The 25,523-nt window shown below is 64.8% G+C and carries 19 protein-coding genes and 1 pseudogene; 10 read left to right on the top strand and 10 right to left on the bottom strand.

Translation table 11 applies throughout. The features are described 5' to 3' along the window. Positions 1 to 54 precede the first annotated feature (54 nt). The 5 genes from P6U25_RS02265 (at position 55) to P6U25_RS02245 (ending at position 8,203) form a co-directional block, all read left to right on the top strand. On the top strand, positions 55 to 1,239 hold the full coding sequence (locus P6U25_RS02265; RefSeq protein ID WP_407149822.1) for a pyridoxal-phosphate-dependent aminotransferase family protein: 1,185 nt from the start codon (positions 55 to 57) through the stop codon (positions 1,237 to 1,239). A 293-nt stretch (positions 1,240 to 1,532) separates the two neighbouring features. After that, the gene (locus P6U25_RS02260) at positions 1,533 to 2,594 is read left to right on the top strand and encodes an ABC transporter ATP-binding protein (RefSeq protein ID WP_407149821.1); all 1,062 of its coding nucleotides are present in this window, start codon (positions 1,533 to 1,535) and stop codon (positions 2,592 to 2,594) included. 261 nt (positions 2,595 to 2,855) lie between these two features. Continuing rightward, the gene (locus P6U25_RS02255) at positions 2,856 to 4,565 is read left to right on the top strand and encodes an ABC transporter permease (protein WP_407149820.1); all 1,710 of its coding nucleotides are present in this window, start codon (positions 2,856 to 2,858) and stop codon (positions 4,563 to 4,565) included. Positions 4,566 to 4,764: 199 nt separating this feature from the next. Beyond that, positions 4,765 to 6,885: a S9 family peptidase gene (locus tag P6U25_RS02250; RefSeq protein ID WP_407149819.1), complete on the top strand. Its 2,121-nt coding sequence runs from the start codon at positions 4,765 to 4,767 to the stop codon at positions 6,883 to 6,885. 346 nt (positions 6,886 to 7,231) lie between these two features. Beyond that, positions 7,232 to 8,203 (top strand): transposase, encoded by a 972-nt coding sequence (locus P6U25_RS02245; RefSeq protein ID WP_407146425.1) that lies wholly within the window; start codon positions 7,232 to 7,234, stop codon positions 8,201 to 8,203. 217 nt (positions 8,204 to 8,420) lie between these two features. On the opposite strand, the gene P6U25_RS02240 is transcribed toward P6U25_RS02245, so the two are convergent. Both P6U25_RS02240 and araD read right to left on the bottom strand, forming a co-directional pair. Further along, positions 8,421 to 9,140, bottom strand: a complete 720-nt coding sequence (locus P6U25_RS02240) for a ribonuclease activity regulator RraA (RefSeq protein WP_407149818.1) — start codon at positions 9,138 to 9,140, stop codon at positions 8,421 to 8,423. Between the two features lie 100 nt (positions 9,141 to 9,240). Beyond that, complete coding sequence (araD, locus tag P6U25_RS02235) at positions 9,241 to 10,983, bottom strand: L-arabinonate dehydratase (protein ID WP_407149817.1); 1,743 nt, start codon at positions 10,981 to 10,983, stop codon at positions 9,241 to 9,243. Positions 10,984 to 11,209: 226 nt separating this feature from the next. Here araD and P6U25_RS02230 point away from each other — a divergent pair, with 226 nt between their 5' ends. Continuing rightward, a complete protein-coding gene (locus P6U25_RS02230) occupies positions 11,210 to 14,344 on the top strand; it encodes a PAS domain S-box protein (RefSeq protein ID WP_407149816.1) in 3,135 nt (1,044 codons plus the stop codon). 54 nt (positions 14,345 to 14,398) lie between these two features. Here P6U25_RS02230 and P6U25_RS02225 read toward each other — a convergent pair whose 3' ends face one another. Next, a complete protein-coding gene (locus tag P6U25_RS02225; RefSeq protein ID WP_407149815.1) occupies positions 14,399 to 15,034 on the bottom strand; it encodes a response regulator transcription factor in 636 nt (211 codons plus the stop codon). A gap of 152 nt (positions 15,035 to 15,186) precedes the next feature. Here P6U25_RS02225 and P6U25_RS02220 point away from each other — a divergent pair, with 152 nt between their 5' ends. Then, the gene (locus P6U25_RS02220; protein ID WP_407149814.1) at positions 15,187 to 15,429 is read left to right on the top strand and encodes a hypothetical protein; all 243 of its coding nucleotides are present in this window, start codon (positions 15,187 to 15,189) and stop codon (positions 15,427 to 15,429) included. A 59-nt stretch (positions 15,430 to 15,488) separates the two neighbouring features. Here the strand turns inward: P6U25_RS02220 and P6U25_RS02215 are convergent, their stop codons facing one another. The 6 genes and pseudogenes from P6U25_RS02215 to P6U25_RS02190 all read right to left on the bottom strand — a co-directional run bounded on the left by P6U25_RS02215 (position 15,489) and on the right by P6U25_RS02190 (position 22,319). Continuing rightward, entirely contained in the window at positions 15,489 to 15,809 is a 321-nt protein-coding gene (locus tag P6U25_RS02215) for a PilZ domain-containing protein (protein WP_407149813.1), read from the bottom strand. Between the two features lie 2 nt (positions 15,810 to 15,811). Next, entirely contained in the window at positions 15,812 to 16,681 is an 870-nt protein-coding gene (locus tag P6U25_RS02210; protein ID WP_407149812.1) for a CheR family methyltransferase, read from the bottom strand. A 35-nt stretch (positions 16,682 to 16,716) separates the two neighbouring features. Then, entirely contained in the window at positions 16,717 to 17,106 is a 390-nt protein-coding gene (locus tag P6U25_RS02205; protein WP_407149811.1) for a PleD family two-component system response regulator, read from the bottom strand. A 43-nt stretch (positions 17,107 to 17,149) separates the two neighbouring features. Next, positions 17,150 to 17,622, bottom strand: a pseudogene (locus P6U25_RS02200) (chemotaxis protein CheW). Positions 17,623 to 17,645: 23 nt separating this feature from the next. Next, on the bottom strand, positions 17,646 to 20,354 hold the full coding sequence (locus P6U25_RS02195; protein WP_407149810.1) for a chemotaxis protein CheW: 2,709 nt from the start codon (positions 20,352 to 20,354) through the stop codon (positions 17,646 to 17,648). 366 nt (positions 20,355 to 20,720) lie between these two features. Then, positions 20,721 to 22,319, bottom strand: coding sequence for a flagellin (locus P6U25_RS02190; RefSeq protein ID WP_407149809.1), 1,599 nt, complete (start codon positions 22,317 to 22,319; stop codon positions 20,721 to 20,723). Positions 22,320 to 22,873: 554 nt separating this feature from the next. On the opposite strand from P6U25_RS02190, the gene P6U25_RS02185 reads away from it, so the two are divergent. The 3 genes from P6U25_RS02185 to P6U25_RS02175 all read left to right on the top strand — a co-directional run bounded on the left by P6U25_RS02185 (position 22,874) and on the right by P6U25_RS02175 (position 24,775). Then, positions 22,874 to 23,551, top strand: coding sequence for a Crp/Fnr family transcriptional regulator (locus P6U25_RS02185; RefSeq protein ID WP_407149808.1), 678 nt, complete (start codon positions 22,874 to 22,876; stop codon positions 23,549 to 23,551). A 162-nt stretch (positions 23,552 to 23,713) separates the two neighbouring features. Beyond that, positions 23,714 to 24,436: a Crp/Fnr family transcriptional regulator gene (locus P6U25_RS02180; protein WP_407149807.1), complete on the top strand. Its 723-nt coding sequence runs from the start codon at positions 23,714 to 23,716 to the stop codon at positions 24,434 to 24,436. 90 nt (positions 24,437 to 24,526) lie between these two features. Beyond that, positions 24,527 to 24,775: a hypothetical protein gene (locus tag P6U25_RS02175; protein ID WP_407149806.1), complete on the top strand. Its 249-nt coding sequence runs from the start codon at positions 24,527 to 24,529 to the stop codon at positions 24,773 to 24,775. A gap of 108 nt (positions 24,776 to 24,883) precedes the next feature. Here P6U25_RS02175 and P6U25_RS02170 read toward each other — a convergent pair whose 3' ends face one another. Next, positions 24,884 to 25,489 carry a helix-turn-helix transcriptional regulator gene (locus P6U25_RS02170; RefSeq protein WP_407149805.1) on the bottom strand — a complete coding sequence of 202 codons (606 nt, stop codon included), beginning with the start codon at positions 25,487 to 25,489 and terminating at the stop codon, positions 24,884 to 24,886. Between the last annotated feature and the right edge of the window lie 34 nt (positions 25,490 to 25,523).

Genomic DNA, 25,523 nt, shown 5'->3' with positions numbered 1-25,523 from the left:
CGCTTGACCCCTCACACGCTTGATTTGCGCGCTTTACCCATAAGGACCAAGAAGATGACCGTTCGCGCGGGCCGGGAGTTTCTGGCCATCCCCGGGCCCACCACGATGCCGGATCAGGTGCTGCAGGCGATGCATCGCCCGGCGCTGGACATCTACTCCACCGAGATGGTCGAACTGACCGAAGGCCTGCTACGCGATCTCTCGAAGCTGTTCGCCACCAAGGGCAAATCCTACATTTACATCTCCAACGGCCATGGCGCCTGGGAGGCGACGCTCTCCAACGTGCTGTCGCGCGGCGACAAGGTGCTGGTGCTGGAGAGCGGCCGCTTCGCGATCGGCTGGGGCCAGGCCGCGGCCGCGATGGGCGCCGAGGTCGAGGTGCTGAAGGGCGACTGGCGCCGCGCCATCCGCCCGGCCGAGGTCGAGGCGCGGCTGCGGCGCGACAGGGAGCACAGCATCAAGGCGATCCTCGCGGTGCAGGTCGACACCGCATCCGGCGCCTATAACGACATCGAGGCGATCGGCAAGGCGATCAGGGCCGCGGACCATCCCGCGCTGTTCATGGTCGACACCGTGGCCTCGCTCGGCTGCATGCCGTTCGAGATGGACAAATGGGGCATCGACGTCGCGATGAGCGGCTCGCAGAAGGGGCTGATGACGCCGCCCGGTCTCGGCTTCGTCGCGGCCAACGACCGCGCCTGGGAGGTGCACAGGAAGGCGAACTTGCGCACGCCCTATTGGGACTGGACCGAGCGCGAGGGCTCGGAGCACTACCGCAAATATGCCGGCACCGCGCCGGTGCACCTGCTGTTCGCGCTGCGCGAGGCAATCAACATGCTGCACGCCGAGGGACTGGAGAACGCGCATCTGCGTCACCGGCTGCTCGGTGAAGCGGTGCGCCGCGCAGTCGCGGTCTGGGGCGAGGGACAGGTGCTCGGCTTCAACATCGCCGAGCCCGCCGAGCGCTCCAACACGGTGACGACGGTGACCGTGAAGGGTGCCGACCCCGCCGCGATCCAGCGTTATGCTAAGGAGAAGTGCGGCGTGGTGCTCGGCACCGGCATCGGCGACCTGCACGGACAAGCCTTCCGCATCGCGCATATGGGCCACGTCAACGCCCCGATGATCCTCGGCACGCTCGGCGTCGTCGAGGTCGCGCTCACCGCGCTCGGGATTCCCCACGGCAAGGGCGGAACCGACGCCGCAGTGCAGTGGCTCGGCGAGAACGTGAAAGCATAGGGGACGAGGCGCGGGTCCAACGCCGCGGACGCACATGCTTGACCCGTCATCCTGAGGAGGCCGCGAAGCGGCCGTCTCGAAGGATCGACGGCCACGCTGTTGCAACAGACAAGTAGAGACATCCGGGCCGTGCATCCTTCGAGACGCGCGCAAGAGCGCGCGGATGACGGGCTGCACACGTGCGACGCATTGCCAATGCGGCACCAACACTTTTCGTCACCGCCGTTTTCCGCTTTACTGCCGGCAACAGCCGGGCACTGATCCCTGCGAAATAACGAGAATGGAGGGAGCGCTTGGCATCGGTTGAGTTGCGCGGCCTGGTCAAGCGGTTCGGCTCGTTTGTCGCGGTCGATGATGTGTCCCTCACGATCGATCACGGCCAGTTGGTTTGCCTGCTCGGGCCGTCCGGCTGCGGCAAGACCACGACGCTGCGGCTGATCGCGGGTTTCCTCGAGCCGTCCGACGGCGAGATCCGCGTCGGCGATCGCGTGGTCTCCTCCAAGGCGCGCACCCTGCCGCCCGAGCAGCGCAACATGTCGATGATCTTCCAGAGCTACGCGCTGTGGCCGCACATGACGGTGGCGGAGAACATCGTCTATGGCCTGCGGCTGCGCAAGGTCGATCGCGCGACGATCACAAGGAAGCTCGCCGCGATCCTGGCGACGACCAAGCTCGAAGCACTGGCGCAGCGCTATCCCGGCGAGCTCTCCGGCGGCCAGCAGCAGCGTGTCGCATTGGCGCGCGCACTGATCGTTGGTCCCGAGACCCTGCTGCTCGACGAGCCGCTGTCCAACCTCGACGCCAATCTGCGCGAGGAGATGCGCTTCGAAATCCGCCGGCTGCACGACGAATATCGCTACACCACGGTCTACGTCACCCACGACCAGTCGGAGGCGATGACCACCGCCGACCTGATCGCGGTGATGAACGCCGGCAAGATCGACCAGCTCGGCACGCCCGAGGACATCTATGCGCGTCCTGAGTCCGAGTTCGTCGCACGCTTCATCGGCGCGGCCAATGTGATCAAGGGCATCGCGTGGGACGAGAGCCACGTCGCGTTTGCCGGCACGACGCTGCAAGTGGTCGGCGCACGGCTCGTCGCCGGCCAGAGTGCGCCGGTCGCGATCCGTCAGCATGAGATCCAGCTCTCGACGCAAGCGCCTGCGGCGCAGCAGAACACGGTGAAGGCCATTGTGACGCGGCAGGTCTATCTCGGCATGAACCGCGACTACATGGTGGAGACGGAGGACGGCACGTCGCTGCGCGTCACCACGCCGGCCGAGACCGCGGTCGACAAGGGCAGCGAGGTCTGGCTGACGCTGCCGCCGGAGCGCTGCCGCGCGCTCAGCCGATAACAAGAAACGGAGGGACGCGATGCGGAAGCAAATTTCCAGACGCGCTGTCCTGAAGGGCCCCGGCCATACTCGCGCTCGGCAGTGCCTGCGCGCTTCTTTGCCTCGCCCCGCGTGCGGGGAGAGGCCGGAACGCATCGTCAGATGCGTTCTGGATGAGGGGGAATCTCCGCGCATTCCGTGCATGTGGAGGCTGCCCCTCACCCCAACCCTCTCCCCGCGAAGGGCGGGGCGAGGGAGCTCAGCTCGGCAAGCGGGGACAACATGACCCCCACCTCACTCGCCAAACCCCGCATCGACTGGACGCGGCCCGTCCTCTGGCTGTTCGCCGCCGTGCTGATGCTGTTGATCCTGCTGCCGCTGTCGTGGCTTGCGGTGTTCGCTTTCACCGACAAGGATCGCCATCTCACGCTTGCGAACTTTGCGACCTTGTTCAGCAATCCTGATTTCCTCGATCCGCTGCTGACGACCGCGATTATCGCGGTCACGTCGTCACTGATCTGCTGCGCGGTCGCGGCTCCGATCAGTTGGCTGGTGTCGCGCACCGATATGCCGGGCAGGCAGATCATCCGCGCGCTAGTGACGGCATCCTTCGTGACGCCACCGTTCCTCGGCGCGATCGCCTGGGAGCTGCTGGCGGCGCCGAACTCAGGCCTGCTGAACCAGCTCTACCGGCTGTTCGCAGGCGAAGACGCAGACGCACTGTTCAACATCTATTCGCTGACCGGGATCATCTTCGTGATCTCCTGCTACACCTTCCCGTTCGTCTTCGTGCTGGTGGCCAATGCGCTCGACACCATGCCGGGCGAATTGGAGGACGCCTCGTCGATCCTCGGCGGCAACGCCTGGATCACGGCGCGACGGGTGACGATCCCGCTCGCCCTTCCGGCCCTCGTCGCAGGCGCGTTGATCGCGTTCCTGCAGGCGATGACGCTGTTCGGCTCGCCAGCGATCCTTGCCCTGCCGGCCGGCTTCCACACCATGACGACCAAGATCTGGAGCCTGTTCCAATATCCGCCGAAACTGGAATTGGCGGCGGCCGCCGCGGTGCCGCTGCTGCTGCTGACCATCATGCTGCTGCAGGGGCAAAAGACGCTGCTCGGGCGACGCAGCTATTCGGTGGTCGGCGGCAAATATGGCGCGCCGCGCCGGGTGGAATTGCGCGGCTGGCGCTATGCCGCGCTCGGCTTCTGCCTCGTGGTGCTGCTCAACCCGGTGTTCCTGCCCTATCTCGCATTGCTCAACGCCGCGTTCTCGCCGAACGCCACCACGCTGGTGACGCCGTCGACGCTGACGCTGCACAACATCATCTTCGTTTTCACCGAGCTGTCGTCGACCCAGCTTGCGCTGAAGAACACCGTGATCCTCGGCACCGCGACTGCGACGATCGGCACCATCCTCGCGCTGGTGATCGCCTATGTCACCACGCGGCGGGTGATCGCGGGCCATCGCGTGCTCGCCTTTCTTGCCACCGCGCCGGTCGCGGTGCCCGGCATCGTGCTCGGTGTCGGCCTGTTCTTGAGCTACACGCGGCCGCCCTTCGTGCTCTACGGCACGCTGTGGATCCTGCTGCTCGCGTTCCTCGCCATCAACCTGCCGTCGGCCTATCAGCAATTGCAGGCCGCGTTCGCAACCATCCATCCCGAGTTGGAAGAAGCGAGCCGCATCCTCGGCGCGACGCGGCTGCAGGCGCTGCGCCAGATCACCGCGCCTTTGCTGCGCACCGGCGTGATCGCCACCTGGTGCTTCATCTTCATCGGCGTGATGCGGGAACTGTCGGCCGCGATCGTGCTGTTCACCTCGCAGACCAAGGTGCTGTCGGTCCTGATCTACGACCTTAACGAAGGCGGCGACCTCGCCGCGATCGCGGTGCTCGGCATCGCGATGCTGATCATCACCTTCGCTGTGGTGCTGGCGGTGAACCAGATCCCGATCTCCGGCGGCAATGCTGGCGCACGGCTGAGGAACGGGTAGCGACATCCATCTCCGTCATTGCGAGGTGACACGTAGGGTGGGCAAAGCGAAGCGTGCCCACCATTGCGAGCGCAGCGCTTGATGGTGGGCACGGCGCTCCGCGCCTTTGCCCACCCTACCGGACTAACGCCCACCGCGCACTGGCAATCGCCACATTCATCCCGATATAAGGCGATGCCCCCTGCACAATGAGGATCGTGTGACCAAATCCGCCACCAAGACCACTGCCGTTCACGTCCCGCCCGTCGCGCCGCGCCGGCCGCACACTTTCACCACCCACGGCATCACGGTGACGGACGACTATGCGTGGATCAAGGATCCGAAGTGGCAGGAGGTGCTGCGCGATCCTTCGATCCTCGATCCCGATATCCGCAAATATCTGGAAGCGGAGAACAACTATACCGAGACCCTGCTGGGCCACACTGGCGGCTTGCAGAAGCGGCTCGTCAAGGAGATGCGCGGGCGGATCAAGGAAGACGATTCCAGCGTGCCGTCACCCGACGGCCCGTTCGCCTATTTCCGCAAGTTCCGCGAAGGCGGCCAACATGAACTGTTCTGCCGCATGCCGCGCGATGGGGGCGACACGCATGTCGTGCTCGACGGCGATGCGCTGGCCAAAGACCACAAATATTTCAAGTTCGGCGGCAGCCGGCATTCCGACGATCACAAACTGCACGCCTGGAGCGCCGACACCAAGGGCTCGGAGTATTTCTCCATCCGCGTGCGCGATTGGGCTGAAGGCACCGATCTCGACGATTGCGTCGAGGAGACCGATGGCGGCGTGGTCTGGGCCAAGGATTCGAAGAGCTTCTTCTACGTCAAGCTCGACGACAATCACCGCCCGATGCAGGTGTGGCGGCACAGGCTCGGCACCCCGCAGGCGGACGATACGCTGATCTATGAGGAGCAGGATCCAGGCTGGTTCACCCATCTGCATGAAAGCTCAAGCGGCCGGTTCTGCGTGATCGCCGGCGGTGACCACGAGACCTCGGAGCAGCGGCTGATCGATCTTTCCGATCCCGATGCCCCGCCCCGCCTCGTCGCTGCGCGCGAGGAAGGCGTGCAATATTCGATCGCCGATCGCGGCGACCAGCTCTACATCCTCACCAATGCCGACGACGCCATCGACTTCAAGGTGGTGACCGCGCCGCTCGCTGCACCCGAACGCGCTAACTGGCGCGACCTGATCCCGTATCGCGAAGGCGTCTACGTGCTCGATGTTGAGCTCTATGCCGGCCACATGGTGCGGCTGGAGCGCGCCAACGCGCTGCCGGCAATCGTCATCCGCGATCTCGAGAACGGCGAAGAGCACGCGATCGCCTTCGACGAGGCCGCCTATTCGCTCGACACGATGGGCAGCTATGAGTTCGACACCACCAACCTGCGTTTCTCCTATTCGTCGATGACGACGCCTTCGGAGGTCTATGACTACGACATGGCGAAGCGGACGCGGGTGCTGCGCAAGCGGCAGGAGATTCCGTCCGGCCACAACCCGGCCGACTATGTCACCACACGTATCATGGCGACCTCGCATGACGGCGCGCAGGTTCCGGTCTCGATCCTGCATCGCAAGGACTTTGTCCGCGACGGCAAGGCGCCCCTGCTGCTCTACGGCTACGGCTCCTACGGCATGGCGATGCCGGCATCGTTTGCCGCCAACCGGCTGTCGCTGGTCGACCGCGGTTTCGTCTACGCCATCGCGCATATCCGCGGTGGCGCCGACAAGGGCTGGGGCTGGTATCTCGACGGCAAGCGCGAGAAGAAGCCCAACACGTTCGACGATTTCGCCGCCGCCGGACGCGCGCTGATCGAGGCAAACTACACCGGCGAGAAGCGCATCGTCGGCCATGGCGGCTCGGCCGGCGGCATGCTGATGGGCGCGGTCGCCAACCGCGCCGCAGAATTGTTCGCCGGCATCGTCGCCGAAGTGCCGTTCGTCGACGTACTCAACACCATGCTCGACGACACGCTGCCGCTGACCCCGCCGGAATGGCCGGAGTGGGGCAATCCGATCGCAAGCGAACAGGACTTCCGCACCATCCTGTCCTATTCACCCTACGACAATGTTGCGGCGAAGCATTATCCCGCGATCCTCGCGATGGGCGGGCTGACCGATCCCCGCGTCACCTATTGGGAGCCGGCGAAATGGATCGCGCGGCTGCGCGCCACCATGTCGGGCGGCGGCCCGGTGCTGCTGCGCACCAACATGGGCGCCGGCCACGGCGGTGCCTCCGGCCGCTTCGACCGCCTCGACGAAGTCGCGATCGTCTACGCATTCGCGCTGTGGGCGGTGGGGATAGCGGAGAAGACGGAGGTGTAGGACATCGTAGCCCGATCTGCCGCGGTTCCATCGTCGTCCTGGCGAAAGCCAGGACCCATACCGCGTGATCTATCGGTGATGCACCCTGCGCGTCCCACGCTACAACGGGTCACGACCAGTCTTCACCAAACTTCTTCCTGTGGTTATGGGTCCTGGCTTTCGCCCATAGGCGTTAAGTTAGGCTTGCGGTGCGGGATGGTTCGTGATTCCAGCATGGCATGAGATATGAAGCACTGGCGATCGCGACTGGGCGGGGATCGTAACCCGGCTTGGAGGGGCCGCAGCGCTCGATCGGACCGCACGGGAGACGAAGGCTTTCGTGCGTCCGCGCGAGATACGCAATGCCGTGGACTTGCTGCGGTTGATCCTGGCGTATTGCCTTGGTGAACGGGGATTTCGATTGACGGCGGCATGGGCGACGTCGGTCGGTCTTGTCGATGTTTCGAGCGTGGCTCTGTTGTACCGCTTGCGCCAGTGCGGGGATTGGCTGGCGCTCCTGATCGGGCAGGCACTCGCTGCCGCAGCTCCGAGGGCCGGCCGAGGTCGCCTGATCCGCATCATCGATGCCACGACGGTGCCGAAGAAGGGGTTGAATGGCAGGAAGAAGAACGAGGTGTGGCGCATTCACAGCGCGTTCGATCTTCCGCAAGAGCGTTTTGGCCACTTCGAACTGACCGATCAACAGGACGGCGAGAGGCTCGACCGGATTCCGGCGGTTGCGGGCGAGATCCGTCTTGCCGATCGGGCCTATTTGCAGCCGGAGCGCATGGCAACATTGATCCAGGCCGGCGCAGACTTCGTCATTCGAGCGGGTTGGAAGAGCGCACGCTGGCTCGATGGTAAGGGCTGTGCATTCAATCTGATCGCCGAACTGCGCAAGGCGGCGGAACGAGGCCTCCTCGATTGTCCGATCTGGATCAAACCCAAGCGCGGCACGCCGCTCGCCATGCGTCTGGTCGCCGTCAAGAAGCCGCAACAGGCCGCTGCCGAGGCGCGGCGCAAGGCGCGCCGGACCGCACAGAAGGGCGGCCATCAGCTCTCCAATAAAACGCTGCAGGCCGCCGATTGGGTCATCCTGGTGACCTCACTTGCGCCAGATGACTTCACCACGGATGACATTCTCGCCCTCTACCGCCTGCGCTGGCGGATCGAGCTGGGCTTCAAGCGGCTGAAGAGCCTGGTTGGTTTGAAGGGGCCGCCGGGAACTAACGAGCGATCCGCCAGATCGCATATCCTTGCTCATCTGCTGATGATTCTATTGCTCGAGCCGCTCGTCGACGAACTCGAGGACTCTCCCCGCTTGGCGGAAGCCGCCTGACCAGTCCTGGCGCCTGGCGATTGCTCCGTCAGCTCATCGTCTCACTCTTGCAGGCCGTCATTCCGCAACCCGCAATGGCTCGTCTCCGCCAATCTCTCCCCATTCTCCAGCGCCATCTTCGCGAGCCGCCGAGGAAAACCCGACGCTATCAAACCATGGTCCGCTTACCTTAACGCCTATGGGCTTTCGCCAGGACGACGGGAGAATCGGGCGAGACCTACCTCCCCTTCGCCTTCCGCCAGACCGCGAAATCCTTCAGCGTCTGCTCGTCGGTTGCGGGATAGAGCCCGAAAATGCCGCGGCCGTTGCGGACTTCCTCGGTGACGAAATCCTCGAATGCGGTCATCTCGAAGGTTTCATCGGCGATCGCGTCGGCGAGATGCGCGGGGATCACGATGACGCCGTCGCTGTCGCCGAGGATCACGTCGCCGGGAAACACCGGCGCGTCGCCGCAACCGATCGGCACATTGATCTCGATCGCCTGATGCAGCGTGAGATTGGTCGGCGCGCTCGGCCGATGATGGAACGCCGGGAAGCCGAGCCTGGCGATCTCGGCGGCGTCGCGGAAGCCGCCGTCGGTGACGACGCCGGCACAGCCTCGCTTCATCAGCCGCGTCACCAGGATCGCACCGGCGGACGCGGCACGCGCATCCTTGCGGCTGTCCATCACCAGCACGCTGCCGGCCGGGCAATCCTCGATTGCCTTGCGCTGCGGATGCGAGCGATCGCGGAACACGTCGATCCTGTTGAGGTCTTCGCGCGCCGGCATGTAGCGCAGCGTGAAGGCTTCGCCGACCATGGTCGGCTGATTGGGGCTCAAGGGGTGGACATCCTGGATGGCCTGGATGCGGAAGCCTCGCTTGAACAGCGCGGTCGCCACCGTGGCTGTGGAGACGGATTTCAGCTTGTTGCGGGTGGTGTCGCTGAGTTTTGACATGGTGCCTTGTCCCGGTTGTCATTCCGGGATGGTCCGAAGGACCAGACCCGGAATCTCGAGGTTCCGGGTTCGATGCTTCGCATCGCCCGGAACGACGGAGTCAATAAATCGAAGGCTCGCCCACCGGCTTGCCAAAACCGGTTTCGAGGAAATCGAAATCGCAGCCTTCATTGGCCTGCTTGATGTGCTTCGAAAACATCCAGCCATAGCCGCGCTCGAAGCGCCGTTCGGGCTGCTTCCATTCCGCGCGGCGCTTCGCCAGCTCGGCCTCCGGCACATCGAGATTGATGGTGCGCGCGGCGACGTCGAGCGTGATGAGGTCGCCGTTCCTGACCAGCGCCAGCGGGCCGCCGATATAGGATTCCGGCGAGACGTGCAGGATGCAGGCGCCATAGCTGGTGCCGCTCATCCGCGCATCCGACAGCCGCACCATGTCGCGCACGCCCTGCTTCACGAGCTTGGTCGGGATCGGCAGCATGCCCCATTCCGGCATGCCCGGGCCGCCCTGCGGACCGGCATTGCGCAGGATCAACACGTGGTCTGCGGTGACGTCGAGATCGGGATCATCGACCGCCTTCTTAATCGACGGATAATCGTCGAACACCAGCGCAGGTCCGGTGTGCTTGAGGAAGCGCGGATCGCAGGCACTCGGCTTGATCACGCAACCGTCGGGCGCAAGATTGCCCTTCAGGACCGCGAGCGCGCCCTCCTGGTAGATCGGGTTCGCGACGGTGCGGATGACATCGTCATGATAGACCTCGGCGTCGGCGATGTTCTCGCCGAGCGTCTTGCCCGTGACGGTGATGCAGTCGAGATGCAGGTGCTCCCTGATCCGGCTCATCAGACCGGGAAGCCCGCCGGCGTAGAAGAAATCCTCCATCAGATAGCGGTCGCCGCTCGGCCGCACATTGGCGATCACGGGCACCTTTCGGCTCGCGGTCTCGAAATCGTCGAGGGAGATGTCCTGCCCGGCGCGGCGCGCCTGCGCGATCAGATGGATGATGGCGTTGGTGGAGCAGCCCATCGCCATCGCGACCGCGATGGCGTTCTCGAATGCTCGTCGCGTCTGAATCTTCTGCGGAGTGAGATCCTCCCACACCATCTCGACAATGCGGCGGCCGGCTTCCGAGCTCATGCGGATGTGGTTGGCATCGGCCGCCGGGATCGACGAGGCGCCCGGCAGCGTCATGCCGATCGCCTCCGCGATCGCGGTCATGGTCGAGGCCGTGCCCATGGTCATGCAGGTGCCGTAGCTGCGGGCGATGCCGGCCTCCATGTCGACCCAATCCCTGTCGGAAATCTTGCCGGCGCGGCGCTCGTCCCAGTATTTCCAGGCATCGGAGCCCGAGCCCAGCGTCTTGCCCTTCCAGTTGCCGCGCAGCATCGGGCCGGCCGGCAGATAGATCGCGGGCAGGTTCATGCTGGTGGCCCCGAGCAGCAGCGCCGGCGTGGTCTTGTCGCAGCCGCCCATCAGCACCACGCCGTCGACGGGATGGCCGCGCAGCAGCTCCTCGGCATCCATCGCCAGCATGTTGCGATAGAGCATCGTGGTCGGCTTCAACAGCGATTCCGACAGTGACAGCGCCGGCAGCTCCATCGGAAATCCGCCGGCCATCAGCACGCCGCGCTTGACGTCATCGACCCGGCCCTTGAAGTGCATGTGGCAGGGCTGCGCGTCCGACCAGGTGTTGATGATCGCGATCACGGGCCGATCGCGCCATTCTTCCGGCGCGTAGCCCATCTGCATCGCGCGCGAGCGATGGCCGAAGGCACGCAAATCGTCGGGCGCGAACCAGCGGGCGCTGCGCAGTTGATCGGGGGTCTTGGTCTTCTGGGTTGTCATGGAGGCCCCATCGCTCTCGAAATTGCTTGCATACGCCAGTGTTTCCGTTTCTGGATCGCTTGAACATGGCAGTCAAGTTCAGCTTCAGCTCCCGCCTCCAGGAACCTCAGGACAAGCGGGCCGGCACGTCCGGAGGCCGAAATCGGCGTTGCAACTGGCCGCGGATTCGAATGAACATCGGCTGGCCGGTCAGCTCGCGCGCCGGCGGAAAGTTGCGAATGGACAGATGACGCTGACGACCAGGCTTGCCATCGCGATGATTGCGCTGGTCGCGATCGCGGTTTCCGCGGTCGGATGGCTCAGCTATAGCAGCCTTGAGCGCGCGCTCGCCCCGCGCGTGCTCGACCGGATCGAAACACAAGTTCGCTTTGCGGCCTCGGTTCTCGAGGCCCGCGCCCGTGCGACACCCGGCGACATCACGACCTTCCAGGTTCTGCCGGCGGTCGGCGGGCTGATGCGGGCGCGGCTCAATGGTGGGGTCGATCCCGTTGACGGCATCACGGAAGCGGTCTGGCGCCAGCGGCTGGAAGCCCAGTTGGCCGCGCAGATGGCGTTCAAGCCGGCCTACTCGCTGCGCTTCATCGGCGTCGCGGACAATCATCGCGAACTCGCGCGGGTCGACCGCTCCGGTCCCAACGGCGCGGTGCGAATCGTGCCCGAGCCGGAGCTGAAACAGGTCGGCGATGTCGCCTATTTCCGCAATACGATCAATCTGCCACCGGAAGGCATCTACGTCTCGCCGATCGGCCTGGACGAGGAGAATGGCGCCGTCGAGACACCGCATGTCGCGACCATGATGGTGGCGAAGCCGGTCAGGACACAGGACGGCAAGCCGTTCGGGATCGTCATCATCAATGCCGACATGCGACCGACGCTCGAAAGCGTCCGCGCATCGGCGCGTCCCGGCGAACGGGTCTACGTGGTCGACGCCGGCGGCAACTATCTCGTCAACCCCGACCGCGGGCGCGAATTCGGCGCACAGCTCGGCAAGCCGACGAACTGGCAGCGCGACATGCCCAATCTGGCGGCCGCGCTCGGCACCACACAAGGCGTCGCGAAGATCGTCGTCGGTCAGGCCGGACAGGAGGACTGCGTTGTCGCGCTGGCGCCGACGCTGCTGGCGACACACCAATGGGTCGCCGTGATCGACATCGTGCCCAAGGCCGTGTTCATGGCGCCGGCGGTGGCGATCCGCAACAGCTCAATCCTGGTCGGTCTGCTGGCCGTGCTCGGCGCGGGCGTGCTGGCCTGGGTGATCGCGCGCTCGCTGACCCGGCCGATCACGCAATTGACCACCGCCGTGGAGCGCGTCGGCGAAAAGGGCACCGCCGCCATTCCGGTCAACGCCAGCGGCGAGACCGGCGTGCTGGCGCGCGCGTTCGTTCGCGTGATGGACGAGGCCAACGCCAAGACGGTGGCGCTCGAGCGCGAGATCGCCGAGCATCGCCGCACCGAGGCGGCGCGCGACCACCATGCCGAGCGCGAGCGCCTGTTCGCATCAGCGGTCGAATCCTCCAGCGACGCCATCATCACGATGTCGCTCGAGGGAATCATCACGGGCTGGAATCCGGCCGCCGAGCGCTTGTATGGCTACAGCGCCGACGAGGCGGTCGGCCGACACATCGCCCTGATCGTGCCGCCGAACCGGCGCACCGAGATCGACGAGATCATTCGCAGAATCGGCCGGGGCGAACGGATCGAGCAGAACGAGACCGTGCGGCTGCGCAAGGACGGCAGCACGGTCGACGTGTCACTCTCGATGACGCCGATCAAGGCGCTGTCGGGCGCCGTCATCGGCATCGCCAAGTCGACGTACGACATGACCGAGAGCCGCAAGTCGGAGGAAAGCCTGCGCGAGAGCGCGCAGCTCGCGAGAGGCATCATCGACGGCTCGCTCGATGCCTTTGTGCAGATCAACCAGTTCGGCATCATCCGCGACTGGAATACGCAGGCAGAGACGATCTTCGGCTGGAGCCGCGAGGAGGCGATTGGCCGCAACGTATTCGAACTGATGGGCAGGCCGGGCGGCCCGCTCGCCACGGCGCTCGCCGGATTCCTGAGCTCCGGCGGCGAACGCGTTCGCGAGCCCCGGCGCGAGGCGCAGATCCGGCGGCGCGACGGCAGCGAATTCACCGCCGAGTTGAGCATCTCGGCGCTGAAGACCCGCGATGGATTTCTTTTCAACGGCTTCATCCGCGACCTGACGGAAAAGATCGCCGCCGAGGATCGGATCCGGCAGTCGGAGAAAATGGAAGCGGTCGGCCAGCTCACCGGCGGCATCGCGCACGACTTCAACAATATCCTCACCGTCATCACCGGGACGATCGAGATTCTGGGCGATGCCGTAAAGGACCAGCCGCAGCTCGCGGCCATCACCCGGATGATCGACGAGGCCGCGTCGCGCGGCGCCGATCTCACCCAGCAACTGCTGGCGTTTGCCCGCAAGCAGCCGCTCGAGCCGCGCGAGATCGACGTCAACGCGCTGATCATCGACACCACCAAGCTGCTGCGCCGGACGCTCGGCGAGCAGGTCGAGATCCGATCGGCCTTCGAGGACAAGACATGCCTGGCGGTCGTCGATCCCAATCGGCTGGCCAACGCCCTGCTCAACCTCTCGCTCAATGCTCGGGATGCCATGCCGCAAGGCGGCCGGCTGACGATCGAGACGGCATCCGTGGTGCTCGACGAGAGTTATGCCGGCTCGCACGGCGATGTACGGCCGGGCCCATATGCCATGATCGCCGTGAGCGATACGGGAATGGGAATTGCCACTGATATGCTCGACAAGGTGTTCGATCCCTTCGTCACCTCGAAGGGGCCAGGCAAGGGCACCGGGCTCGGCCTCAGCATGGTCTACGGTTTCGTCAAGCAGTCCGCCGGGCACATCAAGATCTACAGCGAGCAAGGGTACGGAACGACGATCCGGATGTATCTTCCGGCGGCTTCAGGCACGGCGGTCGCGGCGGAGGAGGCGACGGCGCTGGAGCTCGAGGGGGGCCACGAGACGATTCTGGTGGTCGAGGACGACAAGCTGGTGCGCGACTACGTGCTGGCGCAACTGCACGGGCTCGGTTACGTGACGCTGGCCGCCGCGACTGCCAATGAAGCGCTCGCGATCGTCGAGGCCGGCAAGCCGTTCGATCTGCTATTCACCGACGTGATCATGCCCGGGCTCAACGGCCGCCAGCTTGCCGAACGGATTTTCAGGATGAAGCCCGACCTCAAGGTGCTGTACACCTCGGGCTACACCGAGAATGCGATCATCCATCACGGCCGGCTCGACGAAGGCGTGCTGCTGCTGCCCAAGCCCTATCGCAAGTCGGAACTCGCGGCGATGATCCGCAAGGCGCTCGCAGAATAGATGCTCGCGAACGCCGGCCCTGGATTCCGCGCGGCAATTCAGGCCACGCGGAAATCAGGCTTGGCGCTGCGCCGTCATCACGATGCGGACGAGGTCGGCGGCATTGCGCGCACCGAGCTTCTTCATGATGTTGGCGCGGTGATCCTCGATGGTGCGCGGGCTGATGCCGAGATGACGCCCGGCCTCCTTGTTGGACGCGCCGGAGGTGAACTGCTCGAGCACCTCGCGCTCGCGGCGGGTCAGTGGCTCGCGCCCCGGGAAATGCAGCGAGGCGATGCGCGATGCCGAGGTCTCGGTGCGGCGCCTCGTATAGGCCTCGATCGCCTCGTTCAACCGGGCAACGATCTCGTTGCCGCGGAAGGGCTTCTCGATGAAATCCAGCGCACCATTCTTGATGGCGCTCACCGCCATCGCGATATCGCCCTGCCCCGAGATCATGAAGATCGGCGCCGGATAATCCTCGCCATGCAGTTCCTTCAGGATGTCGAGACCGGACTTTCCGGGAATGTGCACGTCGAGCAGGATGCAGGCGGGTGTCCTGCTTCGCGCAACGGACAGCAGCGCGGCACCGTCCGCAAAGCAGATCACCTTGTAACCGGCTGTCGACAGAACCACGGACAGCGTCTCGCGAACGGCAGGATCGTCGTCGACTACGAAAATCTCCCCGCGGGGAGCGCCATTCTCACTCATATGCATCGTCCATCAGTGGTGACACGTGGTGCTTGGCCGCACAAGAAATCTCTCGAGCATATCGATCAATGGACCCGTATTTGTACGGGACGTCCGCTTAACGCACAAGTAGCAGCGCCTTCCCTAAAGGTGGGGGCAGTGGAGAAACATGCATGGGAAACGCAGCGGCGGACAACGTTGCGGCACGCTCGGACGAAAGCGATGATCCCTATAATGTCATTTTGGCGGACTTGGTTGCGTTGATCGGGTATGTCCAGCCAAGCAGCGACATTGGCGACGGTGCCGCGCTTGATCGGATGCTCGGCTCCGAAACCCCCGATACGCACCTTGAATTGATCCGCAGACCCGGAAACGGCCGGTTCTGCGGACCGCGATTGTCACGCTCCAACACATGAGATCGCGATCTGTTCCGCACATCCGGGATGACGGCGGATCCGAGCGGACGCGAGGCGGGTCAGACCCCGGCCCGCTCGCCTTCGCCAGCGGCTGATCGCTTCTTGCTCGGCTTGCCCTTGAGGAATCCGACGTCCATCTCGGTGCCGTTGACACGGATCAATTCGCAGCGGCGATAGGCGAGCCCGGTTGACGACAGCAGCAGGAAGAACTCCTTCAGATTGAGCCCCTGAATGGAACCTTCCACTGTCAGAGCCGCATCGGTGTCGGAGATGGCATTGAGCCGGCAGTCGCGCCGCCAAGTGCCGTCGATCGCCATGATGCAGACATCGAAGCCCCTGCTGAACGTCACGCGCTCAACGAGTTTGGCGTCATCCGTCATGGTCAAAGTCTCGCTGCCATGGCGGCAACCCTCGGCAGAACGGCCCCCGCCGCAAATGTCCGCGCCCCGCTCGGCCGATACAGGCCGCGCCGTTCAGGGAACGGCTTGAAGCCGTCCGTCAGGCCGACCACGGTTTCGGCGGCGCCCAGCACCAGGAAGCCATCTGCCTCCATCGATCTGGCAAGGCGGTTGAAGACGTTGATCTTGGTGTCCTGATCAAAATAGATCAGCACGTTGCGGCAGAAGATCACATCGAAGGTGCCGAGCTGGGAGAAATCGTGCAGCAGGTTGAGCTGGCGGTGCTGCACCATCGACCGCAACTCAGGGTTGATCTGCCAGAACTCGCCCGATTGCTTGAAGTACTTGACCAGCATTTGGATCGGCAATCCACGCTGCACCTCGAACTGGCTGTAGATGCCGGCCTTCGATTTCTCCAGCACCTCCTGCGACAGATCGGTCGCGATGATCTCGACCCGCCACCCCGCCAGCGCCGCCCCCATCTCCTTCAGGCACATCGCCAGCGAATAGGGCTCCTGACCGGTCGATCCCGCGGCGCACCAGATCCGGATGCTTTTGCGTGCGACACGCGCCTTCAGCAGCTCCGGCATGATCGTATCGCGGAATTGATCGAATGGCAGCTTGTCGCGAAAGAAGAAGGTTTCGTTGGTGGTCATGGCCTCGACCACCTGGACGATGAGCGAGGACGAACCGCCCTTCATCTTCGTCACCAGGTCGGGGATGCCGGACAGGCCGCGTTTGCGCGCCAGCGGAAGCAGGCGGCTTTCGATCAGGTACTGCTTGTCTGCGGACAGGTCGAGCCCTGAATGATCCTTCAGGAGCTTACACAGATACTCGTAGTCGAGGGGCGTCACTGGAGCCTCGCAAGGACAAAAAGATGAAACTGGCTTCAGGCTTCGGTGGGCAGATCGAGTGCAAGCAGCCCCACTTCCTGGAACTTCGCGGTGACGATCTCCTTGTCGAACGGCTTCATGATGTACTCGTTGGCGCCGGCATGCAGCGCGCGCGAGATATGGTCGATGCCGTTCTCGGTGGTGCAGAACACCACTTTCGGTGCATCGCCACCCGGCATCCGGCGAAGCTGCACGAGGAATTCGAAGCCGTCCATCACCGGCATGTTCCAGTCGAGCAGCACCGCGTCCGGCATTCCGCGCTTGCAAACCTCGAGCGCCTTCTCGCCGTCCTCGGCCTCGGTGACGGTGAACTCCATTCCTTCGAGGATGCGGCGGGCGATCTTCCGCACCACGCCGGAATCGTCGACGACAAGACATGTCTTCATGTATTTGCCTCCTTGTTGAACCAGTCGTCTTTCGGTCTGGGATTTACGCAGCAGCGGCCGCCTTGGGCATCAATTCGAGCACGCGATCGACATCGAGGACGACCATGAGCTGGCCGTCGAGGCGGTGGACGCCGCCGGCGAGCTTGGCCATGCGGGGATCGAGATTGACCGGGTTGTCCTCGCGGCTCGCCTCGGGCAGCCGCAGCACCTCGCCGATCTGGTCGATCAGGAGCCCGTAGGATTCGCCGCGCAGGTCGACGCCGACCGCCATCATCGCCTGGCCGCCGTCGGCCTTGGGCAGCCGAGCCGGGCGCGCATGTCGATCACGGTGACGATGCGGCCGCGCAAGTTGAGCACGCCGGCGATCTCGCTGGAGGCCAGCGGCACCCGGGTCAGCCGCTCCGGCATGAACACGTCCTGCACCCGCGAGATCGGCAGCCCGAACAATTGCCCGCCGATCACAGCGGTGACGTATTCGGCCATGATGCCGTCGCTCGCTTCGCTCTTGCTGGTCATCGCATCTGGTCCTTGGTCCCGCATCACGCCGCCTTGCGCAGTTCGGCGGTCTGCTCCTTCAGCGCCGCGATCAGCCCGGGACGGTCGAACTTGGCGACGTAGTCGTGGAAGCCGGCCTGGCGGCCGCGCTCGATCGCCGCCGGCGACACCATCGCCGACAGCGCGATGATCGGCAGCCCGGTCAGGTTGCCGTCGGCGCGGATCACCTCGGCGAACTCGAAGCCGTTCATCTCCGGCATCTCGATGTCGGTCAGCACCACGTCGAAGGCCTGCCCCGAGCGCAGCGCCGCGAGCCCCTCCTGCGCGCCGCCCGCGGTGCGCACCTTGTAGCCGGCGGCCTTCAGGACCGGCGCCAGCATGTTGCGGAAGAACGCGCTATCATCGACCAGCGGCACCGACTGCGCGCTCGCCGACGGGCGCATCTCCTTGCGCGCGAACCAGTCGGCAAACGCCATCGGCAGGAAGTGGCCGACGTCGATCACCTCGGTGGCCTGGCCCTTGATCACCGCCGAGCCCAGGATGCCGTCCTGCGAGCCCGCGACCTCGATGGTGAGCCGCTCCTCGACGATGTCGATGATCTCGTCGACCACGAGCCCCATCGAGCGGCCGTCGTCGGAGAACACCAGGATCGGCTGCGCGCCCTGGCGCTGCACCTCGACGCCCGCCATCTGCACCAGCGGCATCAACTGCTCGCGGTACTGCACCATGTGGCGGCCGTTCGAGAGCTCGATCTTGTCGGCGGCGATCTCCTCGAGCCGGGTGACGAGGCCGAGCGGCACCGCCTTGGGCTGGCTGGTGCCGGCGCGGAACACCAGGAGCGAGGTCAGTTGCTCGCCGCTTGCGGCATGGGCGGCGGCACTGTCCTCGGCCAGCTCATGGGCCGCGGCGCCGGAGGCGCCGAGCGCCTTGGCGATGCCGTTGGGGTCGATGATCATGATCACCGCGCCGTCGCCGAGGATGGTGTTGCCGGAGAACATGTCGATGTGGCGCAGCTTGGTCGACATCGGCTTGACCACGATCTCCTCGGTGTGGAACACGCCGTCGACCACGATGCCGAAGGTCTGGCTGCCGACCTGGGTCACCACGATGAAGCCGTTCTCGGCCGCGCTGGCCGCGCCGTCGTCGATCTCGAGCAGCTTCTTCAGATGGATCAGCGGCAGCAGCTTGTTGCGCAGCCGCAAGACCGCGGTGTCCTTGATGCGCTCGATGCGGTGCTCGGAGTTGGCGCGCGCCCGCACCAATTCGACCACCGAGAGCTGCGGGATCGCGAAGCGGTCGCCGGCGGCCTCGACGATCAGCGCGGAGACGATCGCCAGCGTCAGCGGGATCTTGATGGTGACACTGGCGCCCTCGCCGGCCACGCTCTTGATGTCGATGGTGCCGCCGATCTGGTCGATATTGGTGCGCACCACGTCCATGCCGACGCCGCGGCCGGACACCGAGGTGACCTGCGCGGCGGTGGAGAAGCCGGGCGCGAAGATGAACTTGTGGACCTGCGCTTCCGTCATCTTCGAGGCTCGGCCTCGGTGACGAGACCGTTCGAGAGCGCCTTGGCCTTGATCCGCTCGGTGTTGAGGCCGCGGCCATTGTCGGCGATGCCGATGATGATGTGGCCGCCCTCGTGATAGGCGGACAGGCGGATGGTGCCCTGCTCGGGCTTGCCGCTCGCGAGCCGCTCGGCCGGGGTCTCCAGGCCATGGTCGGCGGAGTTGCGCACCATGTGGGTCAGCGGGTCCTTGATCAGGTCGAGCACCTGGCGGTCGAGGCTCGGTGTCGGCGCCGTGCATCTCGAGCTCGATCTGCTTGCCGAGCTCGCCGGAGAGGTCGCGGACGATGCGCGGCAGCTTCTGCCAGGCGTTGCCGATCGGCTGCATCCGCGTCTTCATGACGCCCTCCTGCAGCTCGGCGGTGACGTTGGAGAGCCGCTGCAGCGGCACCTTGAACTCGGTGTCCTCGTTGCGCCTTGAGATCTCCAGAAGCTGGTTGCGGGTCAGCACCAGCTCGGAGACCATGGTCATCAGGTGCTCGAGGGTGTCGACATTGACCCGGATCGACTGGTTGGCGATCTTGTCGCCGCCCTCGGCCTCGGCCTCGGCGGCGCTCCGGCGCGCCGGCTTCTTCGCCGCCTCGGCGGCGGCAGGGGCCGTGGCGGGCCTGGCGACCGGCGCCACCACCTCGGTTGCGGTCTCGCGGAAGGCGCGCTCGAGCTCGTCGAGCGAGACCTCGCCCGGGCGCAGCGGCCGCTCCAATGTCTGCGCCACCAGCGTGCCCGTGGCGAGCGCCGGCTGCACCGACGGCGCCTCGACCACCGGCACCGCCGTATCGTCGGCAGCGCTGGTCTCGGCCATCGCCGCGATGCCGCGCGCGACCATGGCTTCGAGCTGATCGATCAGGTCGCGGTCGGTGCCGTCGGGCTCGGCCTCGGTGGCCTCGAGCCCGGCCAAAATCTCCTTGATGCGGTCGATCGAGGACAGGATCAGCGTCACCGCCTCCGCGGTCACCGGCATGCCGTCGCGGAACTTGCCCATCAAGGTCTCGCCGGCATGCGCCAACGCCTCCAGCCGCGGCAGCCCGAGGAAGCCGCAGGTCCCCTTGATCGTGTGCACCAGGCGGAAGATGTTATCCAGGATCTTGGCGTTGTTCGGATCCTGCTCGAACTGCACGAGCTGGTTGTCGACCGTGTCCAGGCTCTCGCTGCTCTCCGTCAGGAACTCGCGCAACAGATCGTCCATCGAAATCGGTCCCCTCAAAGTGCTACGGAACGGTCGCCTCCTCCCGATAACCTCGCCGGCTTCACGGCGACGTTAATTTCGGGGTCCGTGCAAATACGGATGATGAGGCATTTCAAAGAGTTGGACGATGCATTCTGTGACGACGGCGACGCTCGAAAGAACAGGCACTTAGTGCCCGCGCAGGTAGCACGGCGTCCGGTGAAGACCGTGGATTGAATCAAATTGCAGCGGGCGACTGTTAAGCTTGGCTCGCAGCATGTCATGACGTCCAGGAGATCCGGACCTCGCTTCAGATGGACGGCGCGCAAGACAAAGGCGGCGGAGTTTCCTCCGCCGCCTTCATATTGATGCCTATCGAAGCTGCGCTTAGCGGAGCAGTTGGAGCACGCTCTGCTGGCTCTGGTTGGCGAGCGCCAGCGCGGACACCGCGATCGACTGGCGGGTCGACAGCGCCTGGCTGTTGGCCGCCTCCTCGTTGGTGTCGGCCAGCGTCAGGTTGGACGAGCCGGTCTGCAGCACGTTGATCAGGTTCTTGGAGAAGTCCTGGCGGATCTGCACGATCGACAGGTTCGAACCGAGGGTCGAGGCCTGGGTCCGCAGCAGCCCGCTCGCGGTGTTGAGCGTCTTCAGCGTGGCGTTGGCCGAGGCGTTGTCCAGGAAGTCGGTTCCCTCGGTCAGCTTGGTGAGGTTGAGACCGGCGGCGTTGAAGGTCACGCCCTGGATCTTCAGCGTCGAGGACCCGGTCTCGTTGAAGGTCAGCTTGAGCTGATCGCCGTTGAGCAGGTTGATGCCGTTGTACGAGGCGTCCTGGGCCGTCGTGGTGATCTGATCCAGGATGTTGTTGTACTGGTCGACCAGGTTGGCGCGGTTGGCCAGCGCGGTCGGATCCTGCACCGGGGCGCTGCCGGCGAGGCCGTTGAACAGCTTGCCGGCACCGGCCGCGGTGCCGCCGATCGTGCCGAGGGTCGCCGACGCGGCATCGTTGGTGGTGCTGATGGTGAGCGCCCCGGTCGAGGAGAGCGAGGCCTGCAGGTTGTTGGCGGCAAGCTGGGTGTTGAGGTCGTTGAGCGACTTCACCTGGCCGGCGCCGGTGCCGAAGGTGATGTTGGTGGCGGTGCCGTTGCCGGTGGCGCCGATCGTCAGCGTCAGGCCGCCGAGCGCGGTGGTCGCGGTGCGCGCGGTGGTGCCGGCGGTGAGGCCGAAGGCGGTCAGCGCGGTGCCGGTGCCGGAGATCACCAGATCCTGGGTGGTGCCGGTGCTGATCTGCAGCTTGCCGCCCGACACCGAGGAAGCGGTGGTCGCCCCGGTGATGCCGTCGATCGCGGTGAGCAGGTCGCCGACGGTCAGCGTGCTGCCCGCGCCGGTGCCGAGGGTGACGTTGCCCGCCGCGTCGGTGGTCGAGGTGGTCTGCGCGGTCGAGAACGTGATCGTCTTGCCGTTGACGGTGAGGACACCGGTCGGCGTCGCCGCCAGGGTGTCGGAGGTCGCCGCGCTGACGAGCTTGGTCGCCGCGGTGATCGGCGCGGGCGTGCCGAGGTTGTTGTTGACGACCGAGCCGACGAGCTGGGCGTTGCTGTAGGTCGGCGTGCCGAGCAGGTTGTCGGCCGTTGCGCCGGTGATCGCGGCGGTCGTCACCGACGACTTCTGGGAGTAGCCGACGGCGGCCTGCAGCGCCTGGTTGGCGACCGACTTGGCGCTGTCGACCAGCTTCTGCAGCGAGGTGATGCCGGTGTTGGCGGCCTGCAGCACCTGCACGCCGTTGCTGATGCCGTCGAGCAGGTTGTTGATGTCGCTGGCGCGGTTGTCGAGCGACTGCGCGGTGAAGAAGTTGGTCGGATTGTCGAGCGCAGAGTTGACCTTCTTGCCGGTGGCAAGGCGGTTCTGCGTGGTGGCGAGCAGATCGGCGGTCGACTGCAGCGAAAGCAGGTTCTGGCGGACCGAAGCCGAAAGGACGATGCCGGACATACTGGATACCCTTCTGGATGAACACAATTGACGCGACGCCGCAAGTTTCACACGGCGACGAGCCACACTGGGCCGTTCGCGCTACCCGTTCGTTAAAGAGCTTCTCCGTACTAATACCCAGAAGAGCAGCTTCGAGCTGCCACACGTGAGCGCTTGGGTGGCGCCCGAATGCATGCGCAAGCAATCGAGACATTGCATGTCGCGTGCGGGCCTTCGCGCGCCATCCGATCGATCGGAGCGTGCGCGCGATCACATTCGCGTCGCGAGACCCGACCGATGTCCCAGCTCGGCGTTAACAAAAAATCAATAATGCCACGGAATGACGAAACCGTTCGGTGGCGGTGGGCATGCGTTCTGTGCGGGAATCGGGAGCCGGTCAGCACCGTCTGCGTTGTAGGGTGTATAAAGTGAACACTGCAACTCTTGTGCAATTGAACGGGACGGCTATGTTCGCTGCCGTTCCAAACGCCCAGAGTAGGTGATGTGAGACCGTAGTGCTCCCGCCCTCGGCAGGAGATCCAATGTCTGCGGTATCGCATCCGCCCAATCGTTTGTTGCAAGCGCTGCCGGCTGCAGAGCTCGCGCAACTCCATCCGGTTCTCGAAACCGTCGAACTGACCAAGGACGCGGTGCTGGCTGGCGCCGGCTCACCGGTGCAACGGGTCTATCTTCCGCACGGCGGCATCATCTCGATGATGATCAATCTATCCGACGGGCAATCGGTCGAGATCGCGACGATCGGCCGCGACGGAGTCGTCGGCGCATCTGCCGCGCTTTACAACCGCCCGCTGCTCACCGACGCGATCGTCGTGGTCCCGAGTACCGCCTCGGTGCTACGGGCGGACGATTTCCGCGCGGCGGTCGAGCGCAGCACCGCGTTTCGAACCTTGGTCGCCCTCCATGAGCAGGCGTTGATGGCACAGGCGCAACAGTCAGTGGCATGCAATGTTTCGCATGCGGTCGAAGCACGGTTGTCGCGGTGGCTACTGCGCGCGCGCGACCTGTGCGGCAGCGAGGCATTGCCGCTGACCCAGGAGCTGCTGGCGCAGATGATTGGTGTTCGGCGCAATGCCGTGTCGATCGTCGCGCATGGATTTCAGCAAGCTGGTATTCTCCGCTACAGCCGCGGACATATCGAAATCACCGATGTCGACGCTTTGCAGAAGGCTGCCTGCGAGTGCTACGCGACGGTCAAGGCATATGCCGCGCAATGGGTTGGGTCCGAGGATTGACCGCGCGCGAGCCCGCACGCCGGACCAGAGCGATCAACGGCGTGCGGCAATAGACCTATTTTTATTAAACTCAAGACGTGGCAAGATAGGTTGCAAGGACGTACGGCTGCACGCGTCGGCCGAGGTGCCAGAGACAGCTTTGCCGGTAGGCTGGAGGGTGCTTTGGATACGGTTTCGCGATCACCTAACGGTTTCCTGTCGTCACTGTCGGCGAACGATTTCGAATTGATCCGCCAGCACCTGCAAACCGTCGATCTCGTTACGGATATGGTGCTGAGCGAAGCCGACGAGTTGCTCAAGCGCGCATATCTGCCGCACAAGGGCGTGATCTCGCTGGTGGTCAAGCTGGCCCGGGGCGAGCACGTGCAGGTCGCGATGGTCGGCCGCGACAGCATCTTCGGTGCGTTCGCCGGGCTTGGCGAGGCTCCCACGCTGAACAGCGCGGTGGTGCTGGTGCCGGGCGTTGCCTCCACGATCGAGGTCGAGGCGTTGCGGAAGGCGGCCGGGCTGAGCCCGACATTCCGCGCGGCGCTGGCGCGGCACGGGCTCGCGGTCTACGCACAGATCCAGCAGACTGCCGGCTGCAACGCGGCTCACACCGTCGAATCGCGGCTGGCGCGATGCCTGCTGCAAACGCGCGACCTCGCCCGCAGCAACAAGTTCGTCCTGACACAGGAAGCGATGGCGCAGATGATCGGCGCACGACGCAACAGCGTATCGCTGGTCGCACACACGTTGCAGCAGGCGAACTTCATTCACTACAGCCGCGGTCACATCGAGATCGTCAATCTGGACGGGCTGATCAAGACCACATGCGAATGCTACGCCACGGTCAAGGCGCGGTACGCACAGTTGCTCCAGCGTCAGGAAACCGTCAGCAACTGACCGCCACTTGAGCCGTACTTCTACGGCTCATGATTTTCACCGTCGGATAACGTTGACCTCACACAGTTGCGTGGACGCGCGAGGGGGCCGATGTTCACGTACCAAACGACCGACCACAAGGAAGCAAGGCGCCTTCGCATTGCCCAGTTCAACGGCAGATCCGCAACCGTTCACTCCGGCGGCGAGACGATCACCGGCCGCGTGCGATCGATCGTCGAAGGCAAGCCAGGCGTCTCGACGATGTGGGTGATCACGATCATTCCCGAAGAGCGCTCGCCGGCGGCGCCTAAGACGCGGTTGACGCCGCGGATGCACATTCCGGCGGAGGACTATCTCTGAGATGCCGGTCGCCGCCGCGGCGGCATCCACCGAGACAGCCGGAGCCCATTGCGCGGGCAGGCCGGAGCATGCGAGCCACTTCTCGGCGCCCGTGCGGCGAAAGACGGATCAGGCAGTATAGAGCAGAGCCTTGCGCACGAGGTCGGCGGTGTTGCGCGCACCGAGCTTGCGCATGGCTTCGGCGCGGTGGCTCTCGAACGTGCGCGGGCTGATATTCATGTGAAGCGCGCCCTGCTTGTTGGAATAGCCGTCGCTGATCAGGCTGAGCACTTCGCGCTCGCGCTTCGTCAACGGCTTCCGCCCGGCCTGCGGCGCGAACATCACCTCGGGCGAATGGGATCGCATCGGCTTGTCGTCCCGGAGCGGCCTGAAGTCGGCGGCCGGAATGGCGCTCGGATAGAAATCGGAGATCTGCTTCAGCATCGCGGACACGCGTTCGGTCTGCTCGAGCGCGTTCTCGATGACCTGTCGCAGGTAAATGCCGTTGCCGGGTGCCTGCGCGAACTGATGACTGTGCTGCTTGAGCTCATTCATATAGAGCAGCAGCGCCGTCACTGGTCCATTGAACTGGCGGACGATCGCGGCACCAGCCTCCTCCGTAACCTGCGGTCGCGGGGCGACGTCCTGGACCTCAAACCGGGGGGTCTCAAGCGGCGTGGCTTCGTCGATCCAGGTCGGAAGGCGGGCTTCGGCTCGATTGTCGTGTTGCGTCATAAATATGGTTTACCGAAGGTGAACTTGTGACTGC

Source organism: Bradyrhizobium sp. ORS 86, from assembly GCF_045571475.1.
Classification (GTDB): Bacteria; Pseudomonadota; Alphaproteobacteria; order Rhizobiales; family Xanthobacteraceae; genus Bradyrhizobium.
The sequence above is the reverse complement of the archived record's forward strand: the minus strand, read 5'-3'. Positions and strand labels throughout refer to the sequence as shown.